Below are 20158 nucleotides of genomic sequence, written 5' to 3'. Positions count from 1 at the left end.
ACCGACGCGCTGCGCTCCCGCGACGCAGCACCGCCGCGACCACGCGGCTATGCGGTTTTCCGCATCCATCCTCGGCACAGCGCACAAGACGCTGCGGCGCGCGCAGCGCACGATGCGACGATCGCATTGCATCGGGGACGGTAGATGGATCGGAGAGATTTCCTGCGGCAGGGCCTGGCGGCCGGCGCGGTTGCCGGCGTGGAAGCGCTGGCCGGGCGTGCCGCTGCGGCAACGACAGCGGCCAGTGCCGCGCGGGCGCCGGCACCGCCGCAACTGCGGCCGCTTGCGGCCGACGCGCTTGCCGGGCATACGCTGCAATGCCGTTTCGTCGAGGCCGGTGCGACCTGGGAGGTCTACGAAGACCTGCGCCAGCCCGATGGCGATCTGACCTTGCGCGGGCCGGGCGGGGCGCTGGTACTGGGCAAGCGCACCGAAGCGGTATATCCGGCGGCGCAGGCGCCGTATTTCGGCATGGCCCTGGCCGAAGTGGCAATGGCCGATGCCGACCTGCTTGCCGATCGCCTGCTGCGCGATGGCGACCCGCGCGCCGACGAGGTGCGCGACGTGGCGCCGCCGCCGGCCTCGCAACTGGATCCCAAGGACTACAACGGGCGCCTGCCGTGGACCACATTCGTCGGCACCCGCGAATGCGCCGACACCATGCCGGTGTACCCCGACGGGCGCACCCGCTGCTATCGCGCGATCCAGGCGTTCCCCGAGCTGGGCAAGGACGAGCTGGTGCGGCGCCGCAGCGAAGGCCTGCTCGGCGGCTGGATGCCGGCGGTGCGCAAGGTGGTGCCGGCCGGCGAGGGCCGCTACTACGACATCCTGCTGTTCGCCGACGTGCTGGCCGAAGATCGCTTCGTGGTGCAGACCTGGCACCGCAGCGCGCTGGTCGAGCACGGCAAGGTCAGCAAGGTGGTGTACGGCTACAGCTATCCCGACTACCCGCCGCGGCGCGGCCCGCGCAGTGCCGAGGACTTCTACCGCGGCCTGCTCGCCTTCGCCGGTTACTGGCAGGCGCAACTCGCCGATGCCGTGCAGGCGCAGACCCCGGACCCGAGCTGGCGCGACATGGCGCGCTTCGCCTTCGCCCGCGAACTGGTGGTGCGCCCGGGCGGCACCTATCCCAAGTACGGCGCGGTGGATCGCGACTACTACGGCAACGAGTACGACGGCTTCCAGGACACCTTCACCAGTTCGCTGTACGCCAACCTGGAATGGGGCCGTTTCGGCCAGGCGGCGGCGGTGCTGGACGGCTACTTCAACGACTTCGTGCAGGCCGACGGCATGGTCAACATGCGCGGCCCGGAGACCGGCCAGTTCGGCCTGACCCTGTCGCTACTGGCGCGCTACCTGCGCTACACCGGCGATGCCGCACTGCTGCGCAAGCACCGCGACAAGATCGCCGCCACCGCGCAGGTGCTGGCCGAACTGCACGACGCCAGCCTGCGCCTGCCGGCCTCGGCGCCGGGGCACGGCCTGCTCCACGGCTGGAACGAATCCGACGCCTGCCTGTTCCCCGACCCGCAGGTGTGGTGGAAGCCGTACTACGCCAACAGCGCGCTGGCGGTGCGCGGCTGGCAGGACCTGGCCGCGGTGTGGAGCGGCATCGCCGGGCCGGGCGGGCAGGCCGCCGCGGCGCAGTGGCAGCGCCGCGCGCAGCAGCTGTCCGCACAACTGCTGCGGACCCTGCGCGGCAACGTCCGCCGCGATCTGAAGCCGCCCTACATCGGCCCGCTGCCCGGAGTGAAGCTCACCTTTCGCCAGTCGCTGCAGCAGGAACACCCCAGCGAGCAGGGCTGGCCCCACCGCGCCTATGCCGAACTGCTGCAGGCCGACGTGCTGCCCGACGACCTGGCGCACCTGGTCATCGACTGCGTGCGCGGCCACGGCGGCACCAGCCTCGGCGTGGTCGGCAACATCACCGCGCCGACGCCGGAGGGGCGCGACCTGCTCGGCTTCATCTCCTACGGCTACGCGCAGCAGTTGTTGCGCCTGGACCGCATCGAGGAATACCTGCTGTTCCTGTACGCGCACCGCTACCACGTGCATACCCGCGGCAGTTGGACGGCGGGCGAGGTCAGCGGCATCACCGGCGGCATGCCGCTGTTCTGCATTCCCGCGCAGATGACCATCCCGCTGCTGCTGCGCTGGATGCTGGTGTTCGAGGACAGCGCCGGCGAGGAACTGTTCCTGGCGCGGGCGCTGCCGCGCGGCTGGCTGGGCAGCGGCGAGACGATCGCGATCGAGGCGGCGCCGACGCGCTGGGGCAGGGTGTCGCTGACGCTGCAGGGGGATCCGGCGCGCAAGCGCATCGCCGGCAGCGTGACGCTGCCGGCGCAGCGGCCGGTGCGGACCTGGCTGACCCTGCGCGTGCCGGCCGGCACCCGCCTGCAGGAGGTGCGGCTGGACGGGCAGCCGGCGGCGCTGTCGGGGCCGCGCAACGAGCGTGTGCTGGTCCCGGCCGGCAGCGCGGCGACGGTGGCGATTTCGGCCGTCTACGGCTGAGTGGCGAAAAAGTCGGAAACGTCCCGCCAGGCGGCGGGGCAGTGCGGTATTCCGCACGTTTTCCCGATAAATACGACAAGACGCCGCGCGCATCCTACGCGCACATTGTGGCCGTGCAGTGACTGTCCAGGGGGAGAGTCCTGCGCATGACCGGGGACGCAGCGCATGGGTCGTGCGCGTCGCCGTGCAGACGGCGTCGGGATCGTCCCATCCGGTGGCGCCTGCGTGGACACGTCCGTTTTCGTATCCGCCACACGCGCTGGCGACGGGGCGGTCGCCTGGGGAAGGGCGGCGCTCCAGCGATCGCCAGGCCGCCGCTCAGGAGATTTCCGATGCCGTCTTTGCTCGAACGCGTTGTGCCGCTGCTCCCGTGTTCCTGGCGTGCCGCGCCGCAACCCGGTCCACTGGCTGCGGCCATCTGCACCGCGCTGGCCCTGCTCGCGCCAGCGGTGCAGGCGCAGGATGCGCAGACGCAGGACACCCAGGCGACCACGCTGGAACGGGTCAGCGTCACCGGCAGCCATCTGCGCCGGGTCGATGCCGAGACCGCCAGCCCGGTCATCACCATCGACCGCCAGCGCATCGAGGACAGCGGCCAGAACACGCTCGGCCAGTTGCTGCAGCAGCTGCCGGCGATGGCCGGCAACATGCCCAACGTGGCGCTCAATTCCGGCTTCAGCCACGGCCGTGCGCTGGTCTCGCTGCGCAATCTCGGCCCCGAGCGCACCCTGGTGCTGGTCAACGGCCACCGCATGGCCGGACCTGCCAGCAGCGTCGCCGCCGCGCCCGGCGTGGACGTCAACGCGATTCCGGCGGCGATGGTCGAGCGCATCGAGGTGCTCACCGACGGCGCCTCGTCGGTGTACGGCTCCGACGCCATCGCCGGCGTGGTCAACATCATCCTCAAGGACAGGTACGACGGCTTCGCCGCCACCGCCGACTACGGCCTGAGCACCCACGGCGATGGCAACCGCCGTTCGCTCGGCCTGGAGTGGGGCAAGACCTGGGACCGCGGCGGGCTGATCCTGGGTGTGAGCCGCAGTTCCATGAACGCGCTGTACGACAGCGACCGCGACTATGCGCGCACCGCGCAGAGCTATCTCAACGGCGACGTGGTGGAGCGCCGCGGCAACGGCACCCGCGCCTTCCTCGGCAATGGCAGCGTGCTGACCCCCAACGCGAACCTGGCACCCGGCCAGGTGACCGCGGGCGATTTCCACACCTACAGCCAGGCAGTCGAAGGCTACGACGCGTACACCGGCCAGTACCTGATCACCCCGGTGCAGCGCACCAACGCCTCGGCGCACGCCAGTTTCGACTTCACCCCGAACGTGCAGGGCTACCTGGACATGTTCTGGACCCGCAGCGAGACCACCTCGCAGCTCACCGCCTACGGCCTGGAACTGCCCAACGCCGCGCAGAACTACTACAACCCCTTCGGCGCCCAGCTCAGCCGCTACCTGCTGCGCTCGGTACCGGCCAACACCCGCGTCTACACCTCGACGATGTACCAGACCAACATCGTCGCCGGCCTGCGCGGCAAGTTCGGCGACAGCAGCTGGCAGTGGGACGCGGCGGCCGGCTACGCGCACTACAAGGACACCCTGGTGCGCAACGGCTTCTCCATCACCTCGGCGCTGAACAACGCGGTGGGCGCCTCGTTCCGCGACAGCGACGGCACCATCAAGTGCGGCACGCCCGGCAACGTCATCGCCGGCTGTACCCCGATCAACGTGTTCAACCCGGACGATCCGGCCACCATCGCCGGCATCAAGGCCACCCAGAGCGCGGTCGACCTGATCGACGAGAGCACCATGAAGTTCGCCGAGGCCAGCGTCAACGGCGACCTGTTCGCGATGCCGGCCGGGCCGGTGCAGGCCGCGTTCGGCCTGTCGTTCCGCAAGAACGGCTTCTCGCAGGGCACCAGCAACCCGGTGGCGGCCGCCGATGCGGAAGGCAACTGCGACTACAACGACGGCTGCATCATGAACCAGGGCCACGACGAGACCATCAAGGAGGCCTACGCCGAAGTGCTGGTGCCGCTGCTCAAGGGCGTGACCGGCGCGCAGGCGCTGAACCTCAACCTGGGCACGCGCTACTCGCGCTACGACTACTGGGGCAGCACCACCAACAGCAAAGTCGCGCTGGAATGGCGGCCGATCGACAACCTGCTGATCCGCGCCACCGGCTCGCAGGTGTTCCGCGCGCCGGCGCTGGGCGACCTGTACGGCTCGCCGTACAACGGCGTGGTCGACGACGTCGCCGACTACACGGATCCGTGCAACGGCTACACCGGCGGCGGCAATCCCGCGGCCTGCGCCAACGTGCCGACCAATGGCCGTTTCGTCAACACCTCCACCTTCACCGTGCTCACCACCGGCTCGGCCAACGCCGGTTTCGCGATCAAGCCCGAGCAGGGCCGTTCCTACAACATCGGCGCGGTGTACGACCCGGGCTGGGCCGAGGGGCTGTCGCTGAACCTGGATAGCTGGCGCGTCACTCTCGACGACATGATCAACGGCGTCGGTCTGAATCAGGTGCTGCAGTACTGCTACGACGGTCAGAGTGCCTACTGCCCGTTGATCGAGCGCGGCCCCACCGGGCAACTGGTCAGCGTGACCGTGCCGTTCGCGATCAACAGCGGCAAGGTCGACATCCGCGGCGACGACGTCGGCATCAAGTACGCCTTGCCCGAGACCGCCTGGGGCCGCTTCCGCGTCGGCGTCGATGCCACCTACCTGTCCAGCTACAAGTTCAGCGGCGATCCGCACAACTACGTGGGCGAACAATCCAGCTACGGCAATCTGCCACGCTGGCGCGCGAACTTCACGCTCGACTGGGACAACGGTCCCTGGCACGCGAGCTGGAACACCCGTCTGATCGGCCGTACCACGGTCGGTAGCGCCTACGAGGACTTCTGCGTCAACACCGCCGCCGACGGCAGTTGCGTGTACTTTCCGGTCGGCACGGTGACCTACCACGATGCCAGCGTGAGCCGGAAGTTCGAGCGCCTGCACAGCACCCTGGCGCTGGGCGTGAACAACCTAGGCGACCGCACGCCGCCGCGCTACTACGGCTACGCCAGTGCGGCCAACACCGACGCGTTCACCTACGACACGCTCGGGCGTTATTTCTGGGCGCGGATCAGGACCGAGTTTTGAGTCGCCTGTCTGCACTCGGTGGCGTCGCGTCGCGCATGCGGTGCGGCGCCGCCCTTCTAGGTTGCCTGCTGTTTGCGGTGGCGGTTTCAGCGTCGGCCACCAGCGGCGATCTGCTCGACCGCGATGGCGAAGGTCTGCAGCCCAGCAATGCCGCGATCGGGATGCCGCGTTTTACCGGCGATGCGCATCCGCTGCCGGACAACGGCGTGGCGTTCGCGCCGGGGCGGGGGCAGGGCCAGTTGCAGCGGGTGTTCGCCGCCGACCTGGCGGCGGGGGCAGGCAGCGCGCCCGGCCGCGATTTCTGGATCGATCGCCTCCTCGCGCGGCAGGGCACCGGCGGCGGCTTCGGCGACAGCAACAACTGGCTGTTCAGCCGTGGCCGCGCCGCCTACCTGTACACGCACAAGCCGGAGGAGCCTGGCTTCGTCGGCGACGTGGCCTATGTGCACAAGACCGGCCACGACGCGCTGTTCCGCCTGCAACTGGAGCGCGATGGCGTGCCGATCGCGCTGGTCGAGGACAGTGCGCAGCGGCGACAGACGCCGAGCTATTTCAGCAGCGTCTACGCCGGTGCCGGCGTGCGCCTGCAATTGGTCAAGTTCATCACCGAGCAGAACGTGGCGGTGGCCGAGGTCACGGTGTCCAGTGCCGACGGCGTCGCTCACACGTTGACCCTGCGCGCGGCCTCACCGATGGCCACGCATCCCGACGGTGCCGAATTGACCGGCGCCTTCGTCACCCATAACGCCATCACCACGCTGTTCCCGCGCCTGTCCGGCGATGGCTTCGCGGTCGATGGTGCGAGCATCGCGCGGCCATTGGCCGTGCCGGCGCACGGGCCGGCGTCGACCTTGAAAGTACAGCTGGGGCTGATCGCCCACGAGTTGCCGGCGTCGCTCCAGGAATACCGGCACCTCGTCGCGCAGTCGCCGCAGCAGGCCTACCGGGACCACGTCGTCGCCTACAACCGCTGGTGGGCCGACAACCTGCCGTACCTGGACACGCCCGAGGACAATCTCGACAAGACCCTGTTCTACCGCTGGTGGCTGCTGCGCTTCAATTTCCTGGATGCGGCGGTGCCCGGCAACGACTACCAGTTTCCGGTGGCGATCGAAGGCGTGCTCGGCTACGACAACGCCATCGTGCTCACTACCGGTATGTTCATCGACGACCTCAAGTACCTGCGCGATCCGCTGTACGCGTACGGCTCCTGGCTCGGCGCCGGCGAGACCGCCGGCGGCGGCAAGTACGTGGACAACCCCGGTGCGCCGGAGAACTGGTCCAACTCCTACGCGCAATATCTCAGTGCCGCCGCCTGGCGCGCCTACCAGGTGCACGGCGGGCCACCGGCGATCGCAGGACAACTGGCGCGCTACGCCAGCGCCGACGTGGAAGCGCTGCTGCGCGCCTACGACCGCAACGGCAATGGCCTGATCGAATACGACTGGGCGGCGATGACCGGCAACGACGCCGACGCGGTGTCCTTCGACTGGGCCAAGCGCCATGGCGCCCCGCGCATGGACCGCAGCGAGAGCGCGTATGTGTACGCCAATGCGCTGGCCGCCGCGCAGGCCGCGCAGGTGGCCGGCGATACCGCCACCGCCACGCGCATGCAGACGCTGGCGGCGAAGATCCGCCGCGCCGTGCTCGATGTGCTGTGGCAGGACCACAGCGCAAAGGCCGACGGCATGGGCCTGCACGGCGACCTGCTCAAGCAGCGCCAGGCCGACGGGCCGCAGCTGCCGGTGGATTGGAAGGAGACCAACAACTACTACCCCTTCAGTGTCGGCCTGATGCCCAAGCACGGCGATGCCGACGACGACCCCAAGTACGTGCGCGCGCTGCGCCTGTTCGCCGACGCCCGGCAGTTCCCGCTGTTCCCGTTCTACACCGCCAACCAGGCCGATGCACAGGCGCGCGGCGCCGGCGGCAGCAACAATTTCTCGGTGATCAATTCCACCGTGGCGTTCCGCCTGCTCGGCAGCGTGTTGCGCGATTACCCCAGCCCGTACCTGGACGCGTCCAGCTACCGCACACTGCTGTACTGGAACGCGTGGGCGCACTACATCGACGGCGACAACCGCTATCCGGACCAGAACGAGTTCTGGGCGCAGGGCAGCGCCGCCGATGGCGGCCGCATCGGCTACCGTTCGTGGATCCACCACACCCAGCTCGGCGCCACCAACTTCACCGTGATCGAGGATGCGATGGGCCTGCGTCCGCGCAGCGATGCCCTGATCGAGCTGTATCCGATCGACATCGGCTGGGACCATTTCGCCGCCGACCGGCTGCGCTACCGCGACCGCGACCTGAGCATCGTCTGGGACCGCGACGGTCGCCGCTATGGCGGCGCCGCGCCGAAAGGCTATTCGCTGTACCTGGACGGGCGTCTGGCCTTCACCGTCGACCGCCTGGCACACCTGCTGTACGACCCTGCCAGCGGCCGCGTGCAGGCCTTGCCGGATGCAGTCAATGCCGGTGCCGCGCAGATGCAGGTGCTGGCCGCGCACCGGCTGGCGCTGCAGGCGCCGCAGCAGGTGCGGTTTCCCGGCGCGGCGCGGATCGGTGCGGTGTTGGCCGATGCCGGGCTCGATACCGCGCTGCCGCCGGGCGCGCGCAACCTGGCGCAGGGCGCGGCGGTCAGCGCCAGCTACGCGACCGACGGATTTCCGGCCACTGCGGCGGTCGACGGCAGCACCGCCAACGAACCGTTCTGGGGCACCGCCGGTTCGAGCAGCAGCAGCGACTGGCTGGAACTGGATCTGGGCCGGCCGCAGACCCTGGATGACCTGCGCGTGTACTTCTATCGCAGCTCCTCGCCCGCAGGCGAGCAGCACGGTTTTCCGTCGGGTACGCGTGCCGGCTATGCGCCGCCGTGGCTGTACGTGCTGCAGTATCTTGATGAGGACGTGTGGAAGACCGTGCCGGGCCAGGTGCGCGATACGCCGATCGCACAGGGCAACCGCAACCGCGTCCGTTTCCCGCCGCTACGCGCGCAGCGCTGGCGCGTGCAAGTGACCCATGCAGGCGCGCTGCGCACCGGGATCAAGGAGATCCAGGCCTATGCCAGCGGTGCCGCGGCGCCGGCGGCGCAGGGCAACCAGGCGCCGAAGGTCGAGGCCTGGCAGGAAGACGGCAGCAGTGCCGGCGGCGTGGTGCGCCTGGCCGGGCGGGTCGGCGACGACGCACTGCCGAACGGCACGCTTTCCCTGCACTGGCGCATGCTGCAGGCACCCCCCGGTGGTGCGGCGCTGTTCGAGCAGCCGCAGGCGGCCACGACCGAGGTGCGCTTCACTGCGCCCGGCGCCTACACCCTGCAGTTGCAGGCCGACGATGGCGCGTTGCAGGGGCACGCCGAGGTGGCGGTGATCGCGGCAGCGACCCCGGCCGGGCAGGCCCTGCAGGTGCAAGGCCAGGCCACGCCGAGCGCGCAATTCACCGCCGGCCATCACCGCCTGCAGGCGCTCAACGATGGACTGCTGCCGGCGCCGGACCAGGAGCCCGCCGCCGACCGCCGCTGGGGCAGTTGGGGGCGCGCGCAGCCCGCCTCGGTGTGGGTGCAGTATCAGTGGCCGCAAGCGCAGCGGCTGAGCGCGGCGGCGCTGTACTTCTGGGACGACCAGCCGCAGGGCGGGGTGGCGTTGCCGCGCGGGTGGACGCTGCAATACCTCGATGGTACGCAGTGGCGCGACATCGCCGTGCGCGGCGGTTATCCGGTGCAGGGTAATGGCGCGCCGAGTCGCGTGGCATTCGCGCCGGTGGTCACCACGGCCTTGCGCGCGGTGCTGCAGACTGCGGTGCAGGGCGAAGGCCATTACGCGGTCGGCATGGACGAATGGCAGGTGTTCGCCGAGCGTGCGGTGGCGACCGAAGCGGTGGACGTGCGTATCGCGCCTGGGCAGGCGCCGACGTTGCCGGCACGCATCGCCGGCTACTTCGCCGACGGCAGCTGGGGCCGGCTGGGCGTGCGCTGGTCGCAAGTCGATGTGGCGGCGCTGGCCGGCGAGGGCCGCGTGCAGGTGCAGGGCCTGGCCGACGGCGGCGTGCCGGTGACTGCCAGCGTCTGGGTCCGCGCGACCGCACCGGGCCAGCTCACCACCGTGCAAGCGCCGCCGCCGTTGCACGTGCCTGCAGGGCAGGTGCCGGCGCTGCCGGAGCTGGTCTCCGTGCAGTACAACGACGGTTCGCGCGAGCGCGTGCCGGTGCGTTGGTCGCCGCTGGCGTCGGCCGCCTATGCGAAGCCAGGGCGCCTGAGCGTGGTCGGGCAGGCGCAGGGGCGCGAGGGCAGCGGCGAGTTGCCGGTGCGGCTGGAACTGGTGATCGAGGCGGAGGCGGCGCCATGAATCGCCCTCCCATGCGCAGGGTGTTCGCGTCGCTGCTCTTGGCATGGGGCGCCTGCATCGGCGTTGCCACGGCCGCCGCGCCGACAACGCCGCGGTCGCGGCCGGTGCAGGCGCCGGGCAACCCGATCCTGGCCGACGGCCGCGACTATGCAGCCGACCCGGCACCACTGGTCGCCGATGGCAAGCTCTACATCATCGCCGGCCGCGACGAAGCACCGCCGGAGGTCAACGACTTCGTCATGGACCGCTGGCAACTGCTGGTTACCGACGACGTCGGCAGTGGCCGCTGGACCTACTATCCGGCACTGCTGCGACCGCACCAGGTCTTCGCCTGGGCCGCCCCCGGTCATGCCTACGGCGCGCAGATCGTGCAGGGCCCGGACCGGCGCTACTACCTGTATGCGCCGGTGCAGGAAGCGCACTCGCGCAATGCCGATCCGTTCGCGATCGGGGTGGCGGTGGCCGACAGCCCATTGGGGCCGTGGCGCGACGCGCATCCGCAGGGGCCGATCCTGTCGCAATCGCTGCCGGCGCCCAACGCGATCCAGAACATCGACCCGACCGTGCTGGTCGACGACGACGGCCGTGTGTACCTGTATTGGGGCACCTTCGGCAAGCTGTTCGGCATCGAGCTGGAACGCGACATGGTCACGCCGAAAGGGCAGGCGGTGGCGGTGACCACGCTGGACGGCTACTTCGAGGCGCCGTGGCTGTTCAAGCGCAACGGCACCTACTACCTGGCCTATGCCGGCAATCGTGCCGGGCCGGCGTCGGACTGCACGCCGACGCTGTACCACGCCTGCATCGCCTACGGCAGCGCGCCGTCGCCGCTGGGGCCGTGGACCTACCGCGGGGTACTCCTGCCGCCGGTCTCTTCGACCACCTCGCACTGCGGCATCGTCGAATTCAACGGCCAGTGGTACCTGGTCTATCACACCGCCGACGCCAAGGGCGGCGGGCATTTCCGCCGCAGCGTGGCCATCGACCGATTGCAGTGGGACGAGACCCAGCGGCCGGCGCGGATCCTGCCGGTGGTGGCCACGCGCCGACCGCAGCCGCCTTTGCCACCGCAGCGTAACCTCGCCCGTTATGCGCAGGCCAGCGCGTCCAACGGCCCGGACATCCCGCACCAGTACTGGATCGCCGCGCTCAACGACGGGTGGGTCAAGCGCAATCCCTTGCCGCCGCAGCTATGGGGCAGCTGGACACCGCACAACCCGCCGCAGCAATGGCTGCAGTACAGCTGGGCGCAACCGGTGACGCTGCAGCGCAGCCGCATCCTGTTCTGGGCCGACCATCCGCCGGGCGCGGACAGCGGCGTGGCGCCGCCGGCGCGCTGGCGGCTGGAGTACCGCCGCGATGGCCGCTGGTGGCCACTGGCGCAGAGCACGCGCGCGCCGGTCGCCGGTCGCTGGCAGACGCTGCGCTTCGATCCGGTGACCACGCGCTGCGTGCGCGCGGTGCTGGATGCCGCAGGCGGCGGCGAGCGTTACGCGGCGCTGGCGGTGCAGGAGTGGGAGATGCTGGCGCCGCAGGCGCAGCGCCTGCCGCAGGCCACCACCGCGGATGCGCAACGCTGCGACGCGCCTTGAGGCCAGGCGCGCATGCCGACTGAGCAAACGTCGCCGAGCTTCGCGCCTTCCAGTGGCGAGACCTGCCGCCGGCGTCGGCCGCCGCTGCCGGGCGCATCATGATCCTGTCGTGACGCCAGTTCGATTTTCGAAATGTGTGCGGAATTAGCTCGATTCCTTGGGGATAACCGTAAGGTGCATTGCGCCTGACTGCATTAGGCTGGCGACGGGTTGCCGAAGTGCGAATGGCTGAAGCGCCGTCTGTTGTCGGCGTTGCGCCGGCCGCGTTTTTAACGGCACGCCGTCGGGGGCGGCGGATTCATCCAGCACTGCCTGCTGTTGCGGCGGATCGCGTCGATCGTCCAATCCATCCAATCTCATCGGGCAAGAGGAGGGTAGAGCCGTGAAAATCGCTGCTTCTCGATTCGTGCGTAGGGTGTCCGCAGTGTGCCTGTCGGCCGTTTTGGCCCTGGCTGCGCAGCATGCGCATGCCGCGTCCGTCTGCACCGCCGGTCAATGGATCGCCAATCCCGACGACACCGACATGCCGGCCGTCCGCTACGAAACCGAACACTTCGCGTTCCGCTGGCAGGACGGGCAAGCCGTTTCCCAGGACGACGTCGCCTCGGCAGCCAAGGAGCTGGAGCTGATCTGGGACGACTACATGGCGCGCGTCGGTTTTCCCGAGCCTTACTGCAATACGGCGAAGAAGTACAAGGTCAGCGTCTACCTGGACGACAGCTTCGGCCTGAACGGCGGTACCTCCGCCAGTGGCGGTATGGGAATGTGGATCAATCCGGACCAGTTGGGATATCACTGGGGCCTGGCGCATGAGTTGACCCATGGGTTGCAGGGCAGTACCGGCGGCTTGCGCGATTCGCCGTATGTCGGCTGGATCTGGGAATCGCATGCCAACTGGATGGCCCATCAGTATTTCCACGACGATGTGCAGTGCTCGGAGATGTTGGTGAACTACCCGCATCTCTATCTTGGCTCGACCCGCGACCGCTACTGCAACTGGCAGTTCATGGAGTACCTCAAGGATCGCTTCGGCTACGCGATCATCAACGATCTGTGGGCCAAGGCGCCCAAGCCCGGCGATTCCCGCCAGGCCGATGCCGACCCGTTCTCGATCATTCGCGACAACATGGGCTGGAGCCAGTCGCAACTCAACGACGTGTTCGGCGACTGGGCCATGCACAACGTGCACTGGGACTACATCGACCCGGACGCTCGCGATCATGGCGCGGTGATGCGCCGGGAATATGGCAGCAATACCGCGTTCGATCCGGAAAACCCGTCCGATGAGACCAATCGGGATCGCGCCCTGCGCCTGACCCAGCTGGATCCGGTGCAGGGCCAGGCGGGCGTCTACCAAGTGCCGTTCGACTGGGCGCCGCAGCGCTGGGGCTACAACCTGGTCCGGCTGATTCCCGCCCAGAATGCGACTGCGGTGGTGGTGAAGTTCCATGGCAACGTACAGCAGCGGTCGGCGGTCGACACCTTGCCGGGTCTGGCGAACGATCCCGAGACGATCGGCTCACCCGACTCGGATTGGCGCTGGGGCCTGGTCGCCATCGATGCCAACGGCAAGCCGCGCTACAGCGCGTTGCAGCATGGCGCCGATGCCGCGCTGTCGTTCCAGCTCCGCAGCGGTGACAGCGACCTGTATCTGGTGGTCATGGGCACGCCGAGCACGATGCAGAAGATCAAGTGGGATCAGTCCTACTACTCGGTCTACCGCTATCCGTGGAGCGTCACGTTGGAGAAGGTCTATCCGTCGGGTCAGCAGCCCGGTGCGCCGACGCCGACGCGCGTCGGCAGTCGCCACCCCAACGGCGGTGGCTGGGTCGCGCAGAACGCGTATGTCGCGCCAACGGCCTATATCGGCCCGCAGGCGCGGGTGCTCGGGGGCAAGGTGCTCGGCGATGCGCGGATCGAGGATCACGCGACGATCCTGGGCGGGCAGGTGCAGGACAGCGCCGTGGTCGGCGGATTGAGCCTGTTGCAGGATGGGGTGACGGTCAAGGATCGCGCCCAGGTGCATACGGTGTTCAAGCCGGCAGGGGCATTCGGTGGATTCACGCTGTCCGGCACCGCGCAGTTGCGTGGCGACGTCGAGCAGCGGGGTGCGTCCGCCAGCAAGGGCGTGTTCTACGGATACGTGGATGCGGACACGGTAACCAGTCCCGACTATGGCGCCGACCTCACCGAGGCGGTGCCAGAGGTCACGGCGAAGCCACACTGATCGACCGGCAATGACCGACCGGCGGTGTCGTGGCGGGTGCCGGTGCATGCGCTGCGACACTGCCGCAGTTTTCCCGATGCATGCAGATGCGACATGTCGTGCAGGCGGCGCATGAGCCGACGGGCCAATGTTGTATCGGCCGCGTTCGTCTGCGGTGAGCGGACAGGGCTTGGTCGCCTGCGGTAGGTCGATGCGGCGTTTCGGCAGAAATCCGCATCTGCAGGCATCAGTGGGGACAAGACGCGCTGTCACCCGGGTGACACAGTGACACCGGATCCGCCGGTCATTGCCCGCGGAGTCGGCGCCCCGACACCCCACACAGGAGAAGTCCATGCCTCGATGCGTTTCTTTTCCGCATGCCACCTCGCGCGCGGGAGTCCGGCGATGAGCGGGCAGGGGACGCATCGGCACGCCGCCGCCTGCGTGCACGCATCCGCCGATGCGGCCGGCGCCGCGCTGGACCCATCGCGCCGCCGCTTCCTGCAATGGAGCGCACTGGCGGTGGCGGCCGGGATGCTGCGCTTTCCGCTGGACGCCGCCGCGTCCACGCCCGGGCGCGTGCAGGCGCTGCCCTTGCAGCAGGTCACGCTGAAACCGTCGCTGTTCCTGGAGTCGCTGCAGACCAACCGCCGCTACCTGCTGGAACTGGAGCCGGACCGCCTGCTGCACAACTTCCTGCACTACGCCGGCCTGCCGCCGAAGGGCGCGGTGTACGGTGGCTGGGAGGGCGACACCATCGCCGGCCACACCCTGGGCCACTATCTCAGCGCACTGGCCAAGATGCACGCGCAGACCCGCGACCCGGTGCTGCGCGAGCGCATCGACTACATCGTCGCCGAGCTGGCGCGCGCGCAGGCCAAGGACGCGGACGGTTACGTCGGCGGGCTCACCCGCAAGAACGACCAAGGCGTCATCGACAGCGGCAAGATGGTGTTCGAGGACGTGCGCCGCGGCATCATCAAGGGCAGCAAGTTCAATCTCAACGGCAGCTGGTCGCCGTTGTACACCCAGCACAAGCTGTTCGCCGGCCTGCTCGACGCGCATGCGCTGGGCGGCAGCAAGCAGGCGCTGGAGGTGCTCCTGCCGCTGGCCGCCTACACCGCCGGCGTCTTCGATGCGCTCGACCACGCACAGATGCAGACCCTGCTGGACACCGAGTTCGGCGGCCTCAACGAATCCTATATCGAGTTGGGCGCACGCACCGGCGATGCGCGCTGGATCGCGATCGGCAAGCGCCTGCGCCACGAAAAGGTGATCGACCCGGCCGCGGCCGGGCGCGACGAACTGCCGCACATCCATGCCAATACCCAGGTGCCCAAGTTCATCGGCGAGGCGCGCCAGTTCGAGGTCGCCGGCGACGCCGACGCGGCCGCGGCGGCCCGCTTCTTCTGGGAGACGGTCACCACGCACTACAGCTACGTGATCGGCGGCAATGCCGACCGCGAGTACTTCCAGGAGCCCGATACCATCGCCGCGTTCCTGACCGAGCAGACCTGCGAGCATTGCAACAGCTACAACATGCTCAAGCTGACCCGGCATCTGTACCAGTGGACGCCGCAGGCGCGTTACTTCGACTACTACGAGCGCACGCTGCACAACCACACCATGGCCGCGCAGCATCCGGGCACCGGCATGTTCACTTACATGACGCCGATGATCAGCGGCGGCGAGCGCGGTTTCTCCGACAAGTTCGACTCGTTCTGGTGCTGCGTCGGCAGCGGCATGGAAGCGCATGCGCAGTTCGGCGATGCCATCTACTGGCAGGACGACACCTCGCTGTACGTGAATCTCTACATCCCCTCGTGGCTGGACTGGAGCGAGCGCGACCTGGCGCTGGAACTGGACAGCGGCGTGCCCGACAACGGCAAGGTGCGCCTGCAGGTGCTGCGCGCTGGTGCACGCACACCGCGGCGCCTGCTGTTGCGGGTGCCGGCCTGGTGCCAGGGCCGCTACACCTTGCGCGTGAATGGCAAGCCCGCACGCGCGGCGCTGGCCGACGGCTATCTGACGCTGGAGCGTGACTGGCGCGCCGGCGACGTGATCGACCTGGACCTGGCCACGCCGCTGCGGCTGGAACATGCCGCCGGCGATACGGACACGGTGGTGGTGATGCGCGGGCCGCTGGCGCTGGCGGCCGACCTGGGGCCGGTGAGCACCCCCTACGATGCGCCGGACCCGGCGTTGGTGGCCGCGGCCGATCCGCTGCGCGGCTTTGCCGAGCTGCCGCAGCCCGGCCATTTCCAGGCCAGCAGCACGCAGCCGCCGGGCCTGACCTTCGTGCCGTTCTACGCGCAGTACGAGCGCCGCAGTGCGCTGTATTTCAAGCGCATGGACCCCGCCCAGTGGGCGGAGGAGGCGCAGCGGCGGGCGCGCCGCCAGGCCGAGCAGGACAAGCTGCGCGCGATCGCGGTGGACATGATCCAGTTCGGCGACGAGGCCTCCGAGCAGGCGCACCAGCTGCGCAGCGACACCTCCTTCGGTGGCGCCTACCGTCGCCAGCAGTGCCGCGACGTGCGCGGCAAGGGCTTCGTCGAGTTCCGCATGCGCGGCAGTGCGCAACCGCTGGCGCTGCGCCTGCGCTTCTGGGGCAGCGACAAGGGTCGCTTCAACATCCTGGTCAATGGCAAGCTGGCCGTGGAGGTGGCGGTGGAGCGCGGCCAGGTGATCGATTTCGTCGACCGCGACTACCCGTTGCCGCCGGCGCTGACCCGCGATGCGCAGCCGCTGACCGTGCGCATCGAGCCGCAGCACGGCGACACTGCCGGCCCGCTGTTCGGCGGCTGGCTGATCCCGGCGTGACGCCGCGTGGCGGTACCGTCCGCATCGCCCCGCACGGCCGATGGCAGCGCGTGCCTGTCGTGATCGTCACTATGCGACACGGCGCCATGCCGCGGCACGCTCGCCGCGTGCAGCGCGGCGCCACGCACGACCATGCATGATTCCGCACGGGAAACCGCGAATCGCGACAAGACGCGGCCGTGTATCCACGTCACAGTGTGACCGCGTGATGAAAATCTGATCGCATCGTCGTACCGGCCGTGGCGCCGGCGCGCTACCGGAGCGCCGCCGGCGTCGTCGGACGTCATCGCAGTAGCGGGGGAGCCGCGCACGGCCGTGCGCGCAGGACATCGGCCTCCCCGCGGTGCGCCAGGCTGCCATGGCCGGGCGCAGGCATGCCACCGCAGGCGCCGCGCAGGCGCCGCCATCCAGCAGGTCCGTCCGTCGGCATGGCGCCGGCACGGCGTCGTTCGGCCTGCGTTTGTCCACTGTCCCGTCTCGCCATCCTCCAGGAGCTCGCCAATGTCGTTTTCGCCGCCACGCCCTTCCTTCCGTCATGCCGCGACGCCGCTGGCGCTGGCGGTCGCCACCGCCTTGTCGCTGGGCAGCGCAGCGACGGCGCAGGCGCAGGAGGCGAGCGCCGACAGCGCTCCCCAGACCCTGGACAGCATCGTGGTCACCGGCTCGCGCCTGCGCCGCGTCGACACCGAGACCGCCAACCCGGTGGTGACCATCAGCCGCGCGCAGATCGAAGCCACCGGCAAGGCCACGCTCGGTGACCTGGTGCAGGAGCTGCCGTCGATCGCCGGCAACGCCACCAATCCCAACACCAACAACGGTGGCGGCACCGGCGCCTCGGTGATCTCGCTGCGCGGTCTCGGCGACAAGCGCACCCTGGTGCTGGTCAACGGCACGCGCCTGGCCAGCAACGACGTCAACGCGATCCCGGCGACCATGATCGAACGGGTGGAAGTGCTCAGCGACGGCGCCTCGGCGGTGTACGGCTCCGACGCCATCGGCGGCGTGGTCAACTTCATCCTGCGCAAAGGCTTCGACGGCATCGAGGCCAGCGCCGATTTCGGCACCAGCTCGCGCAGCGACGGCAACCGCCGCAATTTCTCGCTGACCGCCGGCAAGACCGGCGAGCGCGGCAGCATCGTCGCCGGCCTGTCCTACCACGACATCGATCCGGTCTCGGCCGGCGCACGCGCCTATTCCAGGGACGCGCTGTCGCTGATCGACGGCGTCGGGGTGAAGCAGGGCTCCTCGGCCACGCCGACCGGCAGCATCAGCTTCAACGACGGCTCGGCCGCGGCCAAGGCACTGGCGGCCAGCAACGGCTGTTCGCGGGTGACCTTCAACGGCGGCAGCAGCAGCCCGACCAACGCCAGCCAGTACCACTGCTACGTCGCCTCGACCGATTCCTACAACTACCAGCCGTACAACCTGCTGCAGACCCCGCAGGAGCGCACCAACGCCTTCGTGCTCGGCAGCTACCGCTTCAACGATCACCTGGAAGGCTACGTCAACACCTATTTCAGCAAGACCACCTCGTCCTCGATCATCGCCCCAATCCCGATCTTCGCCAACGGCGACAACTTCCTGGTCTCCTCGGCCAGCTACTACAACCCGTTCGGCGTCAACTTCGGCACCGACCGCAGCACCGGCACCTCGTACAACAACTTCAACACCCGCGCCACCGTGCTCGGCAATCGGCAATACCAGTACAATACCTACAATTTCCAGATCAATCCGGGCCTGCGCGGCAGTTTCGGCGACAGTTCCTGGCAGTGGGATGCCAGCCTCAACTACGGCAAGGTCAAGCAGAAGTCGATCAACCAGGGCTTCCTCGACTACGCCGGCTTCAATGCCGCGGTGGGGCCGTCGTTCCTGGCGGCCGACGGCACGGTCAAGTGCGGCAGCGCCGGCGCGGTGATCGCCGGCTGCACGCCGATCGACGTGTTCAACCTCAACGCGGCCAGCAACAAGGCCGCGCTGGAAGCGCTGGTAGTCAATCCGATCGTCACCAACGTCTACACGGTCAAGCAGTTCGAGGCCAATGCCAACGGCGAGCTGTTCGCGCTGCCGGCCGGCACCGCCAGCCTGGCAGTGGGGGTCTCCTATCGCAAGGAGAGCACCAGCACTGCGGCCGATCCGCTGTGGACCGGCGACGAGAACGGCATGTGCGGCGTGCTCGAGTACTGCGCCTCGGTGCTCGGCGGCAGCTTCAGCGTCAAGGAAGCCTATGCCGAAGCGCTGTTCCCCTTGCTGGCCGGGCTGCCCGGCGTGCACTCGCTCAACCTGACCGTGGGCAGCCGCTTCTCCGACTACGACACCGTCGGCAGCAAGACCAACAGCAAGGTCTCGCTGGAGTACCGCCCGATCGAGAACCTGCTGCTGCGCGGCACCGCCTCGCAGGTGTTCCGCGCGCCCAACATCGGCGAGCTGTACGCCGGCGTGGCCGGCGATTCGCCGTCGGTCACCGATCCGTGCAATGGCTATACCGGCGGCCATGCCGCGGCCTGCGCCAACGTGCCCACCGACGGTAGCTACCAGCAGGCCGACAACCAGGTCGGCGCCAAGGCTTCCGGCGCGGCGGTGGCCGGCTACCAGCTCAAGCCGGAGACTGGCATGTCCTACGATTTCGGCGTGGTCTACGACCCAGGCTGGGTCGAGGGCCTGTCGATGAGCGCGGACCTGTGGAAGATCAACCTCAAGGACACCATCACCCAGGTGTCGGCGCAGACCGTGCTCAACCAGTGCTACGCCAACGACGCCAGCGCGTTCTGCGCGCTGATCCATCGCAACGACAACGGCACCGTCAACTACATCGCCGAGCCCACCGTGAACCTGGGCAAGCTGTGGGCCAGCGGCGCGGACTTCAGCCTCACCTACCGGCTGCCGGATACCGCCTGGGGCAGCTTCAGCGCCGGCCTCAACGGCACCTACGTGATCCGCTACGACATCAACCCAGACACCACCGACCCCAGCACCGTCACCATCCACAACGCCGGCAAGTACACCTACGCCTACGGCAACTTCCCGCGCTGGCGCGCGCTGGGCACGCTGAACTGGAACCTGGGCGACTGGAGCGCGTCGTGGCGCGTCCGCTACATCGGCCGCACCGAGATCGGCAGTGCCGACACCCGCCAGAGCCTGTCGGCCGACGCCGACCAGCCCGCCGTGGTTCGCGGCATCGGCGCCTACGTCTACCACAGCGTGCAGGTGGGCTATCAGGTCAAACCGTGGAACACGCGTTTCGAAGTCGGCGTGGACAACCTGGCCGACCGCCAGCCGCCGCTGTACTACGCCAACAACGTCACCAACGCCAACACCGACGTAGCCACCTACGATCTGCTCGGCCGCTACTACTGGGCGCGGGCGACGGTGAAGTTCTGAGGCGGAGCCTGGTGGCGTAGGCGATCGGGTCGCCGGTGCCGTGGCGGGCGGGAAGCCCGCCGCGGTAAGCACGGCCGGCCCGGTTCTACGTGGGCGGTAATGAACCGGTACGGCGCATCACACCATCGGGCCGCCTGCCAGTGAACA

General features: G+C 68.9%; 7 protein-coding genes. All 7 read left to right on the top strand.

Annotated features, from left to right (window positions below):
* The first annotated feature begins 144 nt into the window (after window positions 1-144).
* Window positions 145-2511, top strand: a complete 2367-nt coding sequence (locus tag FHR56_RS08325; protein WP_160947065.1) for a Tat pathway signal protein — start codon at window positions 145-147, stop codon at window positions 2509-2511.
* A gap of 332 nt (window positions 2512-2843) precedes the next feature.
* A complete protein-coding gene (locus FHR56_RS08320; RefSeq protein ID WP_160947064.1) occupies window positions 2844-5672 on the top strand; it encodes a TonB-dependent receptor in 2829 nt (942 codons plus the stop codon).
* A 35-nt stretch (window positions 5673-5707) separates the two neighbouring features.
* Window positions 5708-10015, top strand: coding sequence for an Ig-like domain-containing protein (locus FHR56_RS08315; protein WP_160947146.1), 4308 nt, complete (start codon window positions 5708-5710; stop codon window positions 10013-10015).
* An 11-nt stretch (window positions 10016-10026) separates the two neighbouring features.
* A complete protein-coding gene (locus tag FHR56_RS08310) occupies window positions 10027-11607 on the top strand; it encodes a family 43 glycosylhydrolase (RefSeq protein ID WP_184502608.1) in 1581 nt (526 codons plus the stop codon).
* A 424-nt stretch (window positions 11608-12031) separates the two neighbouring features.
* A complete protein-coding gene (locus FHR56_RS08305) occupies window positions 12032-13834 on the top strand; it encodes an Svx/AvrXca family virulence/avirulence protein (RefSeq protein ID WP_160947145.1) in 1803 nt (600 codons plus the stop codon).
* A gap of 384 nt (window positions 13835-14218) precedes the next feature.
* Window positions 14219-16633 carry a glycoside hydrolase family 127 protein gene (locus FHR56_RS08300; protein WP_160947062.1) on the top strand — a complete coding sequence of 805 codons (2415 nt, stop codon included), beginning with the start codon at window positions 14219-14221 and terminating at the stop codon, window positions 16631-16633.
* A gap of 501 nt (window positions 16634-17134) precedes the next feature.
* Window positions 17135-20011 (top strand): TonB-dependent receptor, encoded by a 2877-nt coding sequence (locus FHR56_RS08295; protein WP_160947061.1) that lies wholly within the window; start codon window positions 17135-17137, stop codon window positions 20009-20011.
* Window positions 20012-20158: the final 147 nt, after the last annotated feature.

The sequence above is a fragment of the Xanthomonas sp. F10 genome (assembly GCF_014206815.1).
In the GTDB taxonomy this organism is placed as follows: Bacteria; Pseudomonadota; Gammaproteobacteria; order Xanthomonadales; family Xanthomonadaceae; genus Xanthomonas_A; species Xanthomonas_A indica.
The sequence above is the reverse complement of the archived record's forward strand: the minus strand, read 5'-3'. Positions and strand labels throughout refer to the sequence as shown.